This window comes from Pseudobacteroides cellulosolvens ATCC 35603 = DSM 2933 (assembly GCF_001262605.1).
GTDB lineage: Bacteria > Bacillota > Clostridia > Acetivibrionales > DSM-2933 > Pseudobacteroides > Pseudobacteroides cellulosolvens.
Genome location: NZ_LGTC01000001.1, coordinates 6,638,948 through 6,656,545, shown reverse-complemented (window position 1 = coordinate 6,656,545; position 17,598 = coordinate 6,638,948). Strand labels below are relative to the sequence as shown.

Sequence of the window (17,598 nt, the reverse complement as noted above, 5' to 3'; positions counted from 1 at the left end):
GGCAACAAGCATATTAAAAGCCACACTAAGTTTATTAATAAATTTTCTCTTTTCAATGTTTATCCTATGGAATTATTGAAGAAAAAATAATTTACTTCTCCAATATTCAAACGTCTTTATTATTTATATTAAAAGCTTCTATCATTATTTCTTTGTAATTCATTCATTTTTTGAATATAAGTATTCCAGTCAATATCTTTAAAGGTTAAAGCAAGAATTATTAAAACTACTATCGCAAATAAAATGCCTATAAACCCGGTAATAATCCCGGCTAAAGCAAGCCCGCTTCCTTGTTCTCTTCCTTGGGAGTTATCTATCTTTTTCCTTGCCATAAACCCAAATATAACTCCAAGTATCCCTGGAATAATACCAATTCCATAGCAGCATGCCAAAACAATAGATGATATGCCTAAAATCATTGATGCAATTGAAAACCCATTGGTTACAACTGGCATATTCGGCGGTGCAAAGCTGTTGTAGTGGCTATAATTATCAAGCTGTGTACCGCAGCTTACACAAACATTATCAAAATCCTGATTTGAATAGTTGCATTTTGGACAGATTTTCATCAGTCAGCCTCCTGTAATTGTTTTAGTCATTCCTTACCTTATTTTAGTCAATCCTTGTAATGCACATAAAAATTTTATATTAATTCTGGCAATATTACAAGATAGTGCATAAATTTTTATCCCTAATGATGTACATATATTAAATTTCTTTATCATACCTTAATGTGAATATATTAGGCATTGATAATTCAGAATTTTTTTGATAAATTTTAATTATATAATTAATCATATTATTGTATTTCGTTTTATTTATCTTTATTCAAAATTTCCATCATAAGGTGATTTCTAAAAAATAGCTGGTCAACTGGAGAATTCAAAAATACTAATTTTACTGCTCTCCACCATAAAAATTGGCCGAGGAAATTTTTGAAATCTCCTAAAAAGCATTTATTGTATATTCTCAGTTAAATTAATTAAAAAGGAGCCGATAATCCATGAAAAAATTCCTTTGCATGAAAAATCTACTACTCGCTTCTACAGTTATTGCCTCATTGCTTCTTTCTTCATGTGGTTCCAATTCCGGCATCAGTCCGGAGAAGGAAGCTGACAAAATGCCTGGCTCTAATATTGCAGGCTCAAAGCCAAACGGTAATAATCAGACACAAACAAACGTGCCACAACCCACACCTACTAAAGTCCCGGAAAAGAAGCTGGTTAAAGCAAAAGGCCTATACCTTACTGCAACTTCTGCAGGTGCTAGATTAAAGCACTATATAGAGCTTGCAAACACCACTGAAATCAACAGCTATGTAATAGACTACAAGAATGATGACGGTAATGTTACCGTTAATTCTTCAGTTCCTGCGGCAAAGGAAGTTAAAGCAATTGATGTAAGATACGACCCTGAAAAAGTAACTAAGGAGCTCCGTGACAACAATATTTATTCCATTGCCAGAATTGTGTGCTTCAAGGATCCTTACTTTTCTAAAGGAAAACCTGAAGTGGCAATAAAAAATAAAAATGGCGGACTATACATTCACAATGGAGTAACATGGGTAAATCCTTACAGCATGGAAGCTTGGCAGTATAACATAGATCTGGCAAAAGAAGCACTTGCTAAAGGTTTTGACGAAGTGCAATTTGATTATGTTCGTTTTCCTGATGGAAAGAAAAGCAACATGGTTTTTGGCAACAATAATAATAAGCAAATGTATGAGACTATAAATGACTTTTTAGCTGAAGCAAGAAAACAAATGCCAAATGCTATTCTCTCAGCAGATGTTTTTGCAATAATATGCGAAACACCTGGAGATAATGAGGGCATAGGACAGTACCTTGAGCATATAGGTAAAGACATCGATTATATATATCCAATGGCATATCCATCTCATTATGCTCTTGGTCAGATAATTAATGGTACTGCATTTAAAAAACCTGACCTTGATCCTTATGGCGTCATTAAAAATACACTTCTAAAGGCTAAAGACCGTCTCGCTAAGGTGGAAGGCAGCACTCCTAAAATAAGAACCTATATTCAGGATTTTGATGCTTCATGGATAGGTAAAGGAAACTGGCAGCATTATGATAATGAACAGGTAAGACAGCAAATACAAGGTGTTTATGATGCAGGTTATGAGGAATGGTTCGTATGGGATCCAATGAACTCATATCATGAAGGGGCTTTTAAAAAAGAATAATTTTTTAAGGGGGCGATTTAGCCCCCTTTTTATACGCCTGGTTCTATATGAATGCTTACATTGGTATTCTTCAATATCTGCTCCAAATCATTTTCTATCTTATCACTGAGTTCATGGGACTGCTCAACGGAAAAATCCTTATTGACAGTCATGTGAAAATCGATATATTTAACACTTCCTGACTTTCTTGTTCTCAATTCATGAAAATCAATTATCTCATTTTTGTACTTGTTTATAACATTCTTTATTTTTTCCTCATCGCTGTCGGATAATTTTGTATCCAATAAAGGACAGTAAGCATTCCAGATAAGTGATATGGCTTCCTTTAAAATCAACAATGCAACCAGTATTGCAACAATCGGGTCAAGAATTGATATACCGGTAAACTTAATTAGGACCATTCCTATTCCAACTCCTAAAGATGTATATACATCTGTCTTAAGATGAAGGGCATCCGCTTCTAATGCTACTGAATCAACCTGCTTAGCCACTTTATAAAGCTTTCTGGATACAAAAAAGTTCACCGCAGAAGATATAAACATTACAATGAGAGCAATATCAGTTTCACCAATATGTGTTGGATTAATAATCTTTTTTATAGCTTCCCAAATTATAATAACAGCAGCTACTAGAATCAAAAGGCCTTCAATCACCCCTGAAACATTCTCAACCTTTCCATGTCCATATGGATGGTCCCTGTCTGCAGGCTTTGCCGAAATTCTGACAGAGAAGAATGCAATAACTGCAGCTACCAAGTCCATGGCTGAATGAATAGCCTCAGAAATTATACTGACTGAACCGCTTAAAATACCTGCAATTACTTTTAAAACAATTAATAACGAATTTGAAACTACCGATAAAATTGCCACCCTTGTTTTAATACTGGAATCGCTCATAATCCCCATCCCTCCACAAAATCTCTTAACTCGCTTTATAGTTTTCCAGAAACTTAAAAAACCTGTGAGACTATAAGTATTACTACAATATAGTCCCACAGGTATTTCTGCAATAATTGCCATCCTGCTGCCGCAAAACCGGCCCGGCTCCACAAAGTCCAAGACTTAATGGCCTGATCTATTTTCCTTTTAATTTTTATATGGTCAAAAGCGATTAATAAAGATTATATAACAACCAGGAAACTGCTGTCAATGACAAATACATTGCAACATTTCAACATATCAAATACACAATTTATTAATAACGAACTATATATATTATTAAATAAACTTGCATTTTGTTCCACACTTCCAGATGTAAATTACTATTACTTTGGAATGTATCCTAATTGCTGTACAATCATTTTTATTGCATCATCTTCAGGAACAGGCCTCCCAAGATAATATCCCTGAACCATATCACAGTTGGTGTTTATAAGATGCTGGTATTGCACATCAGTCTCAACACCCTCTGCAATAACCTTAAGGCCCATTTTTTGTCCTATATGCACAATAGAATCTGTTATATCAGTACCTAAGCCGATATCATCAACAAATTCCTTGTCTATCTTGAGTGTATTTACAGGAAGGTTTTTGAGGTAACTTAGTGATGAAAAACCTTTTCCAAAATCATCAAGAGAAATTTTTACCCCATTCTCTCTAAGTCTCTTCAACTTAATAAGATTTTCATCTATAGATTGGATAAGCACAGACTCTGTTAGCTCTATTTCCAGAAATTCAGGATCCAACCCAGTTTCATTAACAATACATAATACTTTTTCAACAAAATCCTCTTGCATTAATTGAACTATAGAAATATTAACAGAAATGTTCAAGCAGTTTATTACTTCATTTTTTAGTCTCATTTTAAATAAACATGCTTGTTTTAAAACCCAATCACCCAGAGGAATAATAAAACCATTTTCTTCAGCAAGACTTATAAATCTACCTGGCATAACAAACCCATATTCCGGACTATTCCATCTTAAAAGTGCTTCAAATCCGCATATTTCTCTAGTTCTTGTAATATATTGAGGCTGGTAATATAACTGGAATTCATTGTTTTCCAATGCTTTTCTTAAACTGCTGGCTAATCTTACCTTTTCCATTATTTCGTCATTCAACGTTTTAGTATATATCTTGTAATTGGGTTTTCCCATTTTTTTAGCATAATTCATGGCGGTATCAGCATTTTTTAAAAGTGTATCAAAATCTTTGGACTCATCAGGAAACAAAGCAATACCCATGCTTGCGGTTATATAAAATATATTTCCATCAACATTAAAAGTTTTAGAAAATGCTGCCATTATTTTATCTATGTATTCTTTAATCAAAGAATCAGAACTAACCTTTGGTATAAGGACCGCAAATTCATCTCCTCCCGTTCTCGAAACCATGCATGTGCTGTCAAATATAGAAATGAGCATATTACTTAGTTCTACAAGGAGTAAGTCACCATAATAATGTCCAAACGAGTCATTTAGAAGTTTGAAATTGTCTATATCAATTAGCACTAATACTCCTGAATTTCCACTTTTAATAGCATCTTCCACTGCTTTGCCGGTATGTTCCTTAAGAACAAGTTTATTCGGCAATCCCGTAAGCAAATCATAATAAGCCAGCTTTTTAATCATCTGTTCATGGATTTTTTTATCATTTATATTTGTTATTGAACCCGCCATTCTCACTAAATTTCCTGCTTCATCCTTAATGGCCTTTCCTTTAACTAAAATCCATATATATTCTGTGTTTTTTGTCTTAATTCTAACTTCATAGAATAAATTAGGAGTCAAGCCTTGAAAATGCTCTCTTTTGGCTTCCTCGGCTGCTTTTATATCCTCAGGGTGAAATAACAGCCTAAATTCGTCTGATGAATCTCCAATATCTCCTCTGCTGTAACCGGTAATTTCGTAAAACTTATCTGAATAAAAAACCTTATTATCCAACGCATTCCAATCCCATATGGCATCATTAGACCCTTCCAATGACAACTGGAATCGCTGTTCACTGTCCACAAGCTTATTCTTCGTTATATTGAGTTCATCATACTTATTCCTTAACTCTTCCTGTGATGATTCTAATTCTCTAAGTACCTGAGTAAGCTTTTCGTTGTTATCACGAATATTCCTCTCTGACTCAATCCGCTCTGTAAGGTCCATGCCTATCATGTTAATAATAAAAAATATGGACTTATCTTTATAATCGTCCTTCATATTTGCATTCCAAATAATATGAAGCAGTTTACCATCTTTCCTCTTTAGTGACATCTGTACGTTTTCAGAAGAATCAGTCGTTTTTAAAGAATTACGAATCTCAAAAAACTTAATTCTATCTTCCTTTTCAAGCATTTCAACAAAGCTTTTGTTCACTACCTCTTTATAGCTGAATTGTGTTGCAATTTCTGCATATTTGTTAAATGATATAATAGTGCCATCATACTTTAACCTTATTGACAGAATATTTGCAATGTCAATAAGACCTCTAGATACTTCTTCCTCATAAATAAGCCTTTTTTTCAAATAATGGCTATATACACCTGTAAATATGGAAACAAGAATAAATAACAAAATGACAATATTAATGATATATATTACTTTATGAACCTTTTCAGTTGCTTGTGTCCTTGAAGTTGTAACAGCAATAAACCAGTCAGTGCCATTTATTGGAGCATATCCAATGTAATGGGTCACTTTTTCCAATAAGTATTCACTGGAACCTGGGATTCCTGATAGCATATTATCTTCCAGACCAATCAATTCTTTATTTTTTATTCTAATCTTAGTTTTATCGAAATAGCTTTCAATGATAAAAACCTTCTGGGGATCTCCACAAGCTATCACTGTGCCTCTTTTGTTTATTATAAATGCAATGCCGTCATTCCCAAACTTTATTTGCCTTATAATATCAGTTATGTAATTTATGTTGTATGCAGCATGTATAACTCCTATAATATTTTCCCTATCATCTTTTTGAGGAACAGCAAATGCTACAACCGCTCTTTCATCTGCCCTGCTAATCACTGGTCCTTGAATACTTCTCTTACCCTTCAATGCCTTTAGATAGTATTCTCTATCGCCATTATAAAACCGTTTACCGTCTGTTGTATATGTGTTACCATTTAGGTCAGAAATTCCATACCTTATTGCACCTTTTAATACTGCTTGTCTTTTTATTTCCTGAAGCTTATTTTCAAGACTTACAGAAGGGTCGGAGACTATGCTTTGTGCTGCAATAGAACCAAGCAAGTCAAGCTGGAGCCTTAGCTCTGCTTCAACAGTTCTGGCTCCTTGCCCCGATAGCTCCTCCAGAGATTCCATTACATTGCTTTTTAAATTTTCATAAGAAAGATAATAAGTTGCACCACTTATAAAAAGTATTGCTATTGCTGTAATTATAGTATAAAAAGGTTTTGTCCGACCGTAAAACCGAATTTTCATGGAACTCCTCCATTATAGATAGCTTTAAAATTCAGAACACTAAAGCATGTCTTAAGCATTACCATTTTTGTTTCCTAAACATTAAAAAGCATTCAATTGGAGAATTTAGATACCCAACTTATATAAAGTTCTGCAGTTTGGCATCTATAAAATCGAAATGTCAACACTTGTATAATAAGTTATACATGAAGTTTATCATTATAGATAATTTAATAGTATATTAAAAGATAACATTTTTAATATATTTAATACAAACCTGTTAATAATTATATATTATGCCAACCAATTTTGGAATAACAAAATAAATAATTATTCGACAAAAAAATAGTTTATTTCGATTGATAGTTTTCTCAATCAAAACAAACCATTTTTTATTCTATATGATCGCTTTTGTGTACACTCAACTCTTCCTGCAGCTGGCAAAATGAAGTAGTTATTTAAGCGTTTCTTAATTAACTCTTTGCAGCAACTTCTCGTCATTGGCTTCGACTTCAATATCTTCCTTTTTTACAAGAGACATCTTTTCCCATGCCCTTGAACGCCATCTCTTAAGCATAACTATTCCTCTCGCCCATTCATCCATAGCAAATGCAGCCCAAACTCCTACAAGCCCTAAATGCATTATAACGCCTAGTAGATAACTCATGCCAACTGCTACTATCCACATGGATACCAATCCCAAGTACAATGTAAATTTTGCATCTCCTGATCCCTTTAAAGAATATCCTAAAACAATATTAAACGATCTTCCAGGTTCTAAGACAATAGTAATTAAAAATAGCATGCCACCAAGCCTTATAATGTTGTCATTGTCTGTAAATATTCCCAAAAGCACCTTTCCAAATATTGCAAATACGATAGCTACAGCAAAAGATATAACGGCTGCAATCTTAAGACTTCTTAGGCATGTCTTATATGCATCATCAGTTCTTCCTGCACCAATCAGATGTCCGATCATTATCTGTGTAGCATGCCCTGTAGCTAATCCAAACAGCATAATATAAAACATCAGGTTAAAAACATAAAACCTTGCTGTAAGTGGATCTTCTCCCATATATTTTGCTATAAAAGCTGTTATAACAACCTGAGAAATATTGTAAGAAATAGATTCGCCTGCAGAAGGCCCTCCAATTTTAAAAATGCTCATTAGTACATCAGTTATCAAATCTTTCGGCATTTTTACTACTTTAGCTATAGAGAAACTTATCCCAACCTTCTTCTTAAGAATGATGAAAATTGCAATAAGTCCTACAATCTGGCTGGTAACAGTAGATATGGCAACTCCTTTAACGCCTAGGACAGGCATTCCGAACATACCATATATGAAAATAAAATTACCGATTATGTTCAGTGCATTCGCACCCATGTTTACCATCATTGGATATTTTACATGTCCATGGCTTCTTAAAATAGCAGAAACAGTTATACTCATTGCCTGTATAAAGGAAAACGACCCAATTATGGTTAAAAATTCTTTTGAAAATTGGTAAACATCACTTGAAAAGTTCATTAATCCAAGAATCTTTCCTGCAAAAATAAAAAGTATAAGGCTTATCAATAGGCCAAAAACCAAATTGAACATTATTGACACCACTGCTACATCAGAAGCCTTTTTATTATTTCTCGCTCCAAGATACTGTGATATTACTATTCCCGAGCCACCCGATACTATTTGAAATATGAGTACTAGAATAGATACATATTGATTTGCAGCACCAACTCCAGCAACAGCCTTATCTGAGTATCCGCTTAACATAAATGTATCCACAGTTCCAAAAAGCATCCTTAAAAAAGACTCAATAAGAATAGGCCATATTAGTGCAAAAAGAGTTATCCGTTTGTCCAAAAAATTATTTTTTTCCATTTTATCAACTCCATTTAAGTCAAAATTCCATAAAATCCACACAAAAGTATTCCAAATAAACCAAACTAAACCTTAACATACTCATAATAAATTTAATTGTTTGAAAAATCAGAAGCCTTAAATAGTTTCTGTTCGACGATTTAAATCAAGGATCTTATGAATTAAGGATCTTATGAATTTTTATGATAAGTATCAATCCAGCGGTACTAATTTTCTTGAGCTCTATACAATATTTTAAGGCCATTTACCCTTAAAAGCAATACATTATATTATTCATTTTTTCAAAATCTTACGATAAAATATATGTATACAAATTGCAAATTACAAAAATTAATCTTCATATAAATTGATAAAGTTTATATTCTGAATTATAGAGGTGTAAATATGAAAATTAAAAGTGCTGAAATTGAATGTCAAAATAAAGATTTATCTCCATTGGTTCTCAAATCTTTATATTTTACTCAAGGTGCAAATTTACCTGCGGGCTATCGTTTGAGAGAGCGTAATGTTTATGATTACGAATTGGAACTCATTGTGTTTAGCGAAGGAGCTATGGTGATTGAGGATCAAACTTACTCTGTACGTCAGGGAGATGTAATATTCAGAAAACCCGGCCAATATACCCAGGGAATTATGCCCTACAGCTGTTATTTCGTTTGCATTGATCTTTTGGGTAATACGGGAAAGGATCCTTCCATCTACGATATATATAATAAGCAAAAATTCCAGAGCACTTTTATTAACCCTATTATCGAGTCAATTCCCACAGTGTTCCATCCTCCTCATCCCGAAAAATATCAGTTTATTTTTGATTCAATCTTAAAAGAGTATATATCCCCATCAACAGGTACTGAGCTTATTCAGAAATCTTATGCTCTTAACCTTCTCTACATGCTTTACCAGGATTGCATAAACCCATTAATAAACAAAACTATTCCCATGTCACCCCACTACGGAACAATCAAAAAGGTTATAGAATTTATTGATGAGAATATTCAAAAGAAAATATTGCTAAATGATTTGGCTGCCCTTACCAATCTAAGTCCCAACCACTTTCATAAGGTTTTTTCAGAGACAATGGGAATTACCCCTAATCTTTTTATCACAAAGCTTCGTCTCGACAAGGCAAAAGACCTTTTAATAAGGACTGATTTACCTGTATCAGATATATCGACAAAATGCGGCTTTGACAATATACCTTATTTTAGTTATTTATTTAAAAAGCAAATTAAGCTGTCTCCTGGGGAGTTCAGGAAGAAGCACAGTTATATTTGAGCTAACTTTATAGTCAAAATAAAAATACCGGCTATTTAACCGGTATTTTTATTTTTTTTATGATAATCGACTTTTTCGTTAGTTTGTTTCAACTTTATAAAATACATTATAGTCAACTGTACTTGGATTTATAGTGAATGACTTAGAGTCCTTTTGAATAACATTACTTATAGGATTTAGCCTATTATAATTATAGCTGTATGTCATAGTAAATTCATCACCTAAAAATTCTAAATTACTTTTTTCATTTTTACCAATCTTTTGCAGCAATATAAACTTCAATCCTTCTATTTTTACATCTTTCATAAAATCAACTGGAAGAGTGAATTTCATCAGTGACTTACTAGAATCTGCAGGATCAGGTATTTTATTTCCTATAAGACTTATACTATATATATTGTTTGGATCAGCTGGATTTGATTCTATTACCTGCCTATAAACTTCTGCACCTTTACTGTCAAAATCCTTTTCAGGCGTACCAGGTACAAAATTATTACTTAATTTTTTTTCATCTATCTTAACACCTAAAGGAAGTTTAAATTTAAAACTAACTGTAACATCTATTGAATAATCTATATCATTTATATCAACAATATTTTCTATATCATTATTCAAAGTAGTATAAGAAGATTTGTAATATAAAGTTTTTAGACCTTTATTTTTCTTTAAACTTTCAATGAGTGGTAAAGGTTCAGTATCCTTAGAATTAGAATTATAGTGACCATCCTTATAATTTAATATACCATCAAAAACTTCATCTGCTATTTCTTTAAAGGAATTCTCCACTTTCTCCCATGCAGCATGTTTTTCTTTATAGCCAATAGCGGTAGCATCTTTGGGCTCCTCTAGAAAATTAATAAAAGCTGGAACAATGCCTTTTGAAGCAGCGATTTCTGACATACTTTTTGAATACATTATTGATCTATTAGAAAAATTATCTTCCGATTTATCTTCTTTAAAGCGTGTATTAGTTAGTACATCATTTTTCTCAAGATAAATCTCTGTCGTACTACCTTGCTTTGCAGTCCAATGATTTGGTCTACTTCCAGATAACACAATGATAGTTTTAGAAGCTGTATTATTTTTATCTAAAATTTTATACGCCTTCCTTATGCCATCACCTAAATTGCTTTTTCCTGTATCTTGATCCTTTATTAAATCAATTGCATCGACTATATCATCTAATTCACCATCGGTTATATTATACAGCTTTTCATCGGAATCATTTGCATTAACATCATATTTAACTACACCAACTTTTGTAACCTTGGTTTTATCTTTTGCTACATCAGTAATATAATTTTTAACAACAGATTTCATCTGACTGCTATATGTTACTGGTGGATCAACCCTTTCAACAATCTCTTTTGCATTCCCCTGTGCATACTCCACTTCCAAGTTAGCAGGTATTGAGTTTAATTCCTTTGCAACAACACTTCCTTTAACTTTAACATTAGCTCCTTTAAAATCAATAGCTCCACCAGGTGCATACAGTATTCCGTTAAAATTGGAAGTATCATTAAGTACAAGAATATTACCACTTGCTGCATAAACCATACAATCTGGATTTGATGATTTAGTAGTTATTTTTGTACCTGTAAAAATTACATCTCCATCCGCAACTATCATACCTGTTCCTTCGAATTCTACATTTACAGAAAAAAATACCGGACCATCAAACCAATATATTGTCTTATCAGGAATTTTAAATGTACCATTTCCTGTTATTTCAAACATGTCTTGGTTGTATTTATATTCATTTACCTTTCTTGTCCCATTAGGCAATGTTCGTTCACTACCATTAAAAGGCCTATTTACGTTTTTATATCTCATTTCTTTATCAGCATTAGGTGCTCCAAGCTTCACATTATTATCTTTATAATCACCTTTCCAAAACTCTTGGATCTCTGATACTGTAACACCACCATCCATTAGGTCAGCTCTTCTTAATACCTCTATCAATTCCGGCATATCAATATTTATACCTGGTGTAAACATTTCATTATTTGTTGCTTTCTCATTTATTGTCGCTTCGCCGATATATTCTATAGCTCCCTTACTTTCTTCCGGATTAGTTTCAGTAGGATACGTAAAAGAATATTTATTATTTGACGTACTTAAATTAACAGCACCATTAGCATGTATCTTTCCAATTACTTTTTGGGAATCCCCTTGCATATTAAATCTTTCAGCACCGCCACTAAAAAGTGCATAGTCAAAAGGCGATGGATCATCACCAACTACCCCTTTTAAACTTCCTGAAGTATCTAGGACAAAAACAATATGCCTCTCATTTTTTGCAACATCATCTAAAACTATTGAACCTGAACTTGAAAACTTCATGGTTCGCTTCTGATTAACCTCAATATCTTTAGTGCTTACTTTATCCTTGGAATCATAAAGTTCACGTGCTATGCTCGGCTTATCTTTCACTTCAGCCGATACTGATATGACATTAAAACAAACAAAAAATAAGGTTATCAAAATAGCTATACACTTCCTACTCATAAATAAACCCCCTTCATATATATATTTTCTACTTATTCTGATACTCAGCAACCTTTACCTTTTCACCACTATCAGAAAATTCATAAACACATATATAATTCACTTTCTTTATATCTAATGGTTGGTGCCTTCCCGATTCAAAATCAAAAAATTCTCCATTTTTTTCTAAAATTTTAACTTTTGAGAATATATATTTATCTGAGTCCTCATAGAGATAAATATAAAGATTCTTAATGTCCGAATTAACTTTTCCTGTTACTAAATATGTTTTTCCCTCATAATCTACATCAACCTTGTCAATTGATAGTTTTATTTCCCCAAGATTAACAGTCTGGCCAATTTCTGTTGAACTGTTGGCATATGTAATAGATATAGTTTTTGTTTTGCTATTCCAATCAACTACAGCCCCTATACTTTCTCCTACAAACCTTAACGGTACAAAGGTCCTTCCCCCTGTTATCTCTGGCGGTGTATCAAGAGTCTTCTTTAAGTCGTTTACATAAGCTACTTTGTTATTGATTTCCAAATAAATCTCAGTACCTTTACCAGTAGCTACAACTGTCTGGTTCGCTGGGTTCCATTGCACCTCCAACCCAAAAGCTTCGAATATCTTTCTGAAAGGTACCAATGTTCTGGAATTTTTTATGTACGGGTTTACATCAAACTGGAGCCTTTCACTGTTTAAAAACACCTTGATTTCGTCACTTCCGCTGGTTGTTTCAGCTGTACATATGTTTGCCGTCATGCTGCTACACATAATGATGATAATTAAAAAAATGAGCACTTGTCTAATTCTATCGTGCAATCTTTTCATGCTGCATAACCCCCCTATTAATACTATTATAAACTATAGTACCTTTTTTTTCACTAATATTTTTTGCTCTATGTTTATTTTTTTGTCGAATATTCGGTTTTTTTCACTTTTAATTGTGATAAAATGGTGCTTAATAATACATAGTATATTTAAGCTTTATTAAAAGTGATAAATCTATTACATTTGTCTTAAGCAAATCTGTTAAAATCAATTAATCTTATCATTTGTCCATTGTAAAATAACGTTTAAACCGTTCGTTATTTGCTCCGCCAAATGTTAGATTATTAAAACTTTTAATATAATAAACATTCATACTGTTATTATATGATTTATATTGTTATTATTGCCATTTTTATGTTATTAATATCGGCATGGGAAATGAAATGATTAAGGAAATTTTTCATCCCTTGTCAATTACAACCACAAAAACACTGGATGAAACAATAAGTACAGCTCCTATCAGCTCATAAACCGTAAGAGGTTCATTTATCAATAGAATTCCCAGAAATGCAGTAAAAACACAGGTGCTCATTGACAATACACCGCCAATAGCAGCTTTACAGTATTTATATGCTGAAGTCATCATTACCTGTGCCAGCATTCCAAAAAAGCCCGTGAGCAAGAGCAGTATATATTGCTTCAAGTTTGGCCATTTCCATGTCGGTATGCAAAAAATAAAGGATGCAACTAATCCAAAAATACAAAAATAAAAGAAAATCGTCCAGGCTGATTCATTAAGCTTTCTTAACTGGCGTACGCTGGCAATTGCAAATCCCCCAAAATACCCGATGCAAGGGAAAGCATATCAGCCAGTTGAAGTGTATCCATATCTGGGTAGAAAAGGATAATAATACCAACCCATGAAATTAAAATGCTTGCAGCCATTTTAAAAGTTATCTTTTCTTTCAAAATTACTATTGCTACTATAGCAGCAAAAATTGGGTGTGTATTGTTTAGGACCACACTGTTTGTCATAGAACCGCTGGCGATACCAATAAAGAGCAGCAAAACAGCTGTTCCGCCGAAAACTCCCCTTGCAACCAGCAAACCTTTATTTTTTGAGGAAATATTTATAACCCCTGTAAACGAAAGTATCAATACAATAACTACACCGAAAAGAAGTCTGAAAAACGCAACCTCGGAACCTGAAATATCCTCCGATGCAAGCTTTGCGGTATAGTTCATAACAGCAAATAATATGGATGATACAAGCATTTGCAGGGGCCCTAGTATAATTTTTTTCTCTTTTTCAACAAAACTAATCTTCTTCATCTACCTCAGGCATATCCCAGTTGTGATAAACATTCTGAACGTCATCCATGTCTTCCAGATGTTCTATTAATTTATCCATAAACTCAATCTGCTTTGGTTCAGCAAGCTTTGTCATAGTTGCAGGAATCATGGTAAGCTCCGCCTCAATGAATTCATATCCATTCTGCTCAAGGCTCTGCCTTACTTTTGAAAAATCTTCAACAGAGGTTGTTATTTCATAATACTCCTCTTCGCTTTTAAAATCCTCCGCACCTGCTTCTATGGCCTCCATCATGAGATCATCTTCATTTACTTTACTGCTTTTTTCTATCATAATTGTGCCTTTTTTACTGAACATAAAGGACACACATCCTGTTGTTCCAAGATTGCCGCCAAATTTATCAAAATAATGACGCACATCCCCTGCTGTCCTGTTTTTGTTATCAGTCATCGCTTCAACAATTACAGCAACACCACCTGGTCCATATCCCTCATATGCAATTTCCTCATAATTTGCCCCATCCTGTTCTCCTGAGGCTTTCTTAATACATCTCATTATATTGTCATTAGGCATGTTTGCTGCCTTAGCTTTTGCAATAGCATCCTTTAACTTCGCATTAGCTTCAGGATCCGGTCCACCTTGTCTTACAATAACACTAAGCTCTCTTCCTAACTTAGTGAACAATTTTCCTCTTTGTGCATCGGTTTTTTCCTTTTTTCTTTTAATATTAGCCCATTTTGAATGTCCGGACATAATATACCTCCCGTAATAACAAATAAATAATTTAAAACCATAATTACATGTTATAAATTATAATTTAAAATCATAAATTAATAAAGCCGTTTTTTAGCTTAAAATATTATTTCCAGAAATATATTTACTTTTTTTGTTTGATTATGTATTATATATATGTTATTTTTTGTTATCAAAGGAGTATATTACATGCTTAAAAGATTTAATCATATAAACTTAACAAATCATGCATATAAAATTATAATGAAATTATTGATTATAATTTCTGTTCCCATTGTTTTTTTTGCTTTGTTCTATTTCCTATACAGTAACCCAATGCATACATCGAATTATTATATATTTATTCAGCTCGTCATTATGGTAATTTTGATAGCTTCTCTGTTTGTAATGCACTTTAAACAAAATTCTACAAATAAAATCAACACTACAGATTTAGATAAAGTCGCTTATAAAGGCTATGACCCCATACAGCAAAAGCTTTTAGAAGAATTAACCACCCTCAATAAGCAACTACTCGAAAATGATAAAAGAAAAACTGAATTCTTTTCCAACGTATCTCATGAGCTTAAAACACCTATAAGCATTATTCTCGGAGCTATACAACTGATAGAGGCAAAGTGCCCACCCTATATAAACGATAAAAGGAAATCTTCAAAATACCATAAAACCATCAAACATAACTGCTATAGACTCCTGAGGCTTATAAACAACATATTGGACATAACAAGAATGGATTCCGGGTTTATAAAGCTTAACACCGTAAATTGCAATATTGTTTATCTTATAGAAGAAATTGTGCAATCAATTGCACCTTATTCAAAACAAAAGGATTTGATCATGGAATTCGATACCGAAGAAGAGGAAATCTTTATGTCTGTCGATATTGATAAAATCGAAAGAATAGTATTGAATCTATTATCAAACGCCATAAAATTCACGCCAGCTGGAGGAAAAATTTATGTCAACATCAAAAGAATTGAAAATAGTGTTCTTATCTCCGTAAAAGATACCGGTCCAGGTATACCTAAAAAGCTTCATTCAGAAATTTTTGAGCGTTTTAAGCAAACAAACAGCTGTCTTACACGAGAAAATGAGGGAAGCGGAATAGGCCTCTCTCTTGTAAAATTCTTCATAACCCTGCACAACGGAAGCATTAAATTAGTTAGCGACGAGGGTGAGGGAAGTGAATTCATAATTGAATTACCCATAATATTAAATTCTGAATCACAAGAACCCGCTCCTGTTAAAGAAAACAGCAGTCACAAGATAATTGAAGCTATCAACATCGAATTTTCCGATATTTATTTTTAGTTTTTAGTAATTTGCAATTTATGTGTTTATAATCTTACCGTTTTGATCCACTGTTATATAGACCTCTCCTTTTGCCTCTATAATAGCTGTTGCATTTGTTAGTTCAGTCAAATTTTTTATAAACACCTCAGTTGATTCAACCGGTATATATACTGTCAATTGAACATCCTGCTCATAATTGATTTCTTTTATTATATATTCATCAACTTCTAGCTTGTTTTGCACTTTTCCAAAAATCGTATACTCAACTATAACAATTATTTCTTGACACAGCAGTCTTTTTACTATATTTGCAGCTTCAATTCCTGCTGCCGCGCACTTGCCGTATGCCCTAATCAATCCTGCCGCACCAAGCAGCGTACCGCCAAAGTATCGTGTAACAACAACTACAACATCCTGTATACCTGTTTTCTTAATAACCTCAAGAACAGGGATTCCTGCTGTACCGGATGGTTCACCATCATCGCTGAATCTCTGGATCACACTATCACCAACAATATGATAGGCATACACATTGTGAGTAGCATCCCAGTACTGTGTCTTAAGCCTGCTTACAAATTCCAATGCTTCTTCCTCACATTTTACATGCTTTACCGATGCAATAAATCTTGATTTTTTTTCTTCTGTTTGTGCAACTGCTTCATTTAAAACTGTTTTATATTCTTTAATCACCTGTGTTAACACTCATTCCTAACATAATATTGGAATATAACTTACTAAAAAATAAAGGCAGCAATATTTTTTAATCGCTACCTTTTATATTAGCACTATTATTTTATTCATTAAAGAATTTTTTTGCTTAGGTACTTAAACCGTAATACATTCAATCTCCTTAATCTTTTTAAAAGAGAGACTAACGAGGGATTTATCCTGACTATATGTAATACGTCTAATAGCATCCTCAACTTCGAAATAGCCGCCATCAGTAAATTGTTCTTCAGTATTAACTTTATAATCTTCATTTTGGGATCTCATTATGTACCAGGTTATTTTGTTGCAGACAGGTCTTTGACGTGTTACAGAAAAGAATTCGTAATTTGTACATCCAGCAGTTGTTACTATTTCAGCATTTATTCCGGTCTCTTCGTATACTCTTCTTACAGCCACTTCACTCGAAAAATCACCTTTGCGAATAATACCTTTCGGCAGTACCCATTCATCCTTTTCATTTTTTAAAAGAAAAACCTTGTTGTTATGAAAAATCACCCCACCCGCACAATTCCTTACAAGCATATATAAGACC

The 17,598-nt window shown here is 33.2% G+C and carries 14 protein-coding genes and 1 riboswitch; of the genes, 3 read left to right on the top strand and 11 right to left on the bottom strand.

Going from position 1 to position 17,598, the window contains the following annotated elements; translation table 11 throughout:
* Positions 1 to 128: 128 nt before the first annotated feature.
* Positions 129 to 569 carry a DUF4190 domain-containing protein gene (locus tag Bccel_RS29365; RefSeq protein WP_081926860.1) on the bottom strand — a complete coding sequence of 147 codons (441 nt, stop codon included), beginning with the start codon at positions 567 to 569 and terminating at the stop codon, positions 129 to 131.
* Positions 570 to 1,003: 434 nt separating this feature from the next.
* On the opposite strand from Bccel_RS29365, the gene Bccel_RS27530 reads away from it, so the two are divergent.
* Complete coding sequence (locus tag Bccel_RS27530) at positions 1,004 to 2,206, top strand: putative glycoside hydrolase (protein WP_036940060.1); 1,203 nt, start codon at positions 1,004 to 1,006, stop codon at positions 2,204 to 2,206.
* 29 nt (positions 2,207 to 2,235) lie between these two features.
* On the opposite strand, the gene Bccel_RS27525 is transcribed toward Bccel_RS27530, so the two are convergent.
* The 3 genes from Bccel_RS27525 to Bccel_RS27515 all read right to left on the bottom strand — a co-directional run bounded on the left by Bccel_RS27525 (position 2,236) and on the right by Bccel_RS27515 (position 8,442).
* Entirely contained in the window at positions 2,236 to 3,102 is an 867-nt protein-coding gene (locus Bccel_RS27525; protein WP_036940056.1) for a cation diffusion facilitator family transporter, read from the bottom strand.
* Positions 3,103 to 3,190: 88 nt separating this feature from the next.
* Positions 3,191 to 3,293: riboswitch (NiCo riboswitch) on the bottom strand.
* Between the two features lie 177 nt (positions 3,294 to 3,470).
* Entirely contained in the window at positions 3,471 to 6,578 is a 3,108-nt protein-coding gene (locus Bccel_RS27520; RefSeq protein WP_050753946.1) for a bifunctional diguanylate cyclase/phosphodiesterase, read from the bottom strand.
* 448 nt (positions 6,579 to 7,026) lie between these two features.
* Positions 7,027 to 8,442 (bottom strand): MATE family efflux transporter, encoded by a 1,416-nt coding sequence (locus Bccel_RS27515; protein WP_036940055.1) that lies wholly within the window; start codon positions 8,440 to 8,442, stop codon positions 7,027 to 7,029.
* Between the two features lie 384 nt (positions 8,443 to 8,826).
* On the opposite strand from Bccel_RS27515, the gene Bccel_RS27510 reads away from it, so the two are divergent.
* A complete protein-coding gene (locus Bccel_RS27510) occupies positions 8,827 to 9,717 on the top strand; it encodes an AraC family transcriptional regulator (protein ID WP_036940053.1) in 891 nt (296 codons plus the stop codon).
* Positions 9,718 to 9,795: 78 nt separating this feature from the next.
* Here Bccel_RS27510 and Bccel_RS27505 read toward each other — a convergent pair whose 3' ends face one another.
* The 5 genes from Bccel_RS27505 to Bccel_RS27485 form a co-directional block, all read right to left on the bottom strand.
* Positions 9,796 to 12,225: a vWA domain-containing protein gene (locus Bccel_RS27505; protein WP_036940050.1), complete on the bottom strand. Its 2,430-nt coding sequence runs from the start codon at positions 12,223 to 12,225 to the stop codon at positions 9,796 to 9,798.
* 28 nt (positions 12,226 to 12,253) lie between these two features.
* Positions 12,254 to 13,039: a copper amine oxidase N-terminal domain-containing protein gene (locus Bccel_RS27500; RefSeq protein WP_050753945.1), complete on the bottom strand. Its 786-nt coding sequence runs from the start codon at positions 13,037 to 13,039 to the stop codon at positions 12,254 to 12,256.
* 400 nt (positions 13,040 to 13,439) lie between these two features.
* Positions 13,440 to 13,757, bottom strand: coding sequence for an EamA family transporter (locus Bccel_RS29360; RefSeq protein WP_242857090.1), 318 nt, complete (start codon positions 13,755 to 13,757; stop codon positions 13,440 to 13,442).
* A gap of 26 nt (positions 13,758 to 13,783) precedes the next feature.
* Entirely contained in the window at positions 13,784 to 14,311 is a 528-nt protein-coding gene (locus Bccel_RS27490; RefSeq protein WP_050753943.1) for a DMT family transporter, read from the bottom strand.
* Positions 14,298 to 15,044, bottom strand: a complete 747-nt coding sequence (locus tag Bccel_RS27485; RefSeq protein WP_036940045.1) for a YebC/PmpR family DNA-binding transcriptional regulator — start codon at positions 15,042 to 15,044, stop codon at positions 14,298 to 14,300. The genes Bccel_RS27490 and Bccel_RS27485 overlap by 14 nt, the downstream gene beginning before the upstream one ends.
* Before the next feature lie 357 nt (positions 15,045 to 15,401).
* On the opposite strand from Bccel_RS27485, the gene Bccel_RS27480 reads away from it, so the two are divergent.
* Entirely contained in the window at positions 15,402 to 16,355 is a 954-nt protein-coding gene (locus Bccel_RS27480; RefSeq protein WP_242857056.1) for a sensor histidine kinase, read from the top strand.
* An 18-nt stretch (positions 16,356 to 16,373) separates the two neighbouring features.
* Here Bccel_RS27480 and Bccel_RS27475 read toward each other — a convergent pair whose 3' ends face one another.
* The gene (locus Bccel_RS27475; protein ID WP_036940043.1) at positions 16,374 to 17,027 is read right to left on the bottom strand and encodes a YigZ family protein; all 654 of its coding nucleotides are present in this window, start codon (positions 17,025 to 17,027) and stop codon (positions 16,374 to 16,376) included.
* 135 nt (positions 17,028 to 17,162) lie between these two features.
* Entirely contained in the window at positions 17,163 to 17,588 is a 426-nt protein-coding gene (locus Bccel_RS27470) for an NUDIX hydrolase (protein ID WP_036940041.1), read from the bottom strand.
* Between the last annotated feature and the right edge of the window lie 10 nt (positions 17,589 to 17,598).

Bases quoted from the DNA above. Each gene is read 5' to 3' on its own strand.
- Bccel_RS29365 (WP_081926860.1), bottom strand. From the start codon at position 569: ATGAAAATCTGTCCAAAATGCAACTATTCAAATCAGGATTTTGATAAT.
- Bccel_RS27530 (WP_036940060.1), top strand. From the start codon at position 1,004: ATGAAAAAATTCCTTTGCATGAAAAATCTACTACTCGCTTCTACAGTT.
- Bccel_RS27525 (WP_036940056.1), bottom strand. From the start codon at position 3,102: ATGAGCGATTCCAGTATTAAAACAAGGGTGGCAATTTTATCGGTAGTT.
- Bccel_RS27520 (WP_050753946.1), bottom strand. From the start codon at position 6,578: ATGAAAATTCGGTTTTACGGTCGGACAAAACCTTTTTATACTATAATT.
- Bccel_RS27515 (WP_036940055.1), bottom strand. From the start codon at position 8,442: ATGGAAAAAAATAATTTTTTGGACAAACGGATAACTCTTTTTGCACTA.
- Bccel_RS27510 (WP_036940053.1), top strand. From the start codon at position 8,827: ATGAAAATTAAAAGTGCTGAAATTGAATGTCAAAATAAAGATTTATCT.
- Bccel_RS27505 (WP_036940050.1), bottom strand. From the start codon at position 12,225: ATGAGTAGGAAGTGTATAGCTATTTTGATAACCTTATTTTTTGTTTGT.
- Bccel_RS27500 (WP_050753945.1), bottom strand. From the start codon at position 13,039: ATGAAAAGATTGCACGATAGAATTAGACAAGTGCTCATTTTTTTAATT.
- Bccel_RS27490 (WP_050753943.1), bottom strand. From the start codon at position 14,311: ATGAAGAAGATTAGTTTTGTTGAAAAAGAGAAAAAAATTATACTAGGG.
- Bccel_RS27485 (WP_036940045.1), bottom strand. From the start codon at position 15,044: ATGTCCGGACATTCAAAATGGGCTAATATTAAAAGAAAAAAGGAAAAA.
- Bccel_RS27480 (WP_242857056.1), top strand. From the start codon at position 15,402: ATGGTAATTTTGATAGCTTCTCTGTTTGTAATGCACTTTAAACAAAAT.
- Bccel_RS27470 (WP_036940041.1), bottom strand. From the start codon at position 17,588: ATGCTTGTAAGGAATTGTGCGGGTGGGGTGATTTTTCATAACAACAAG.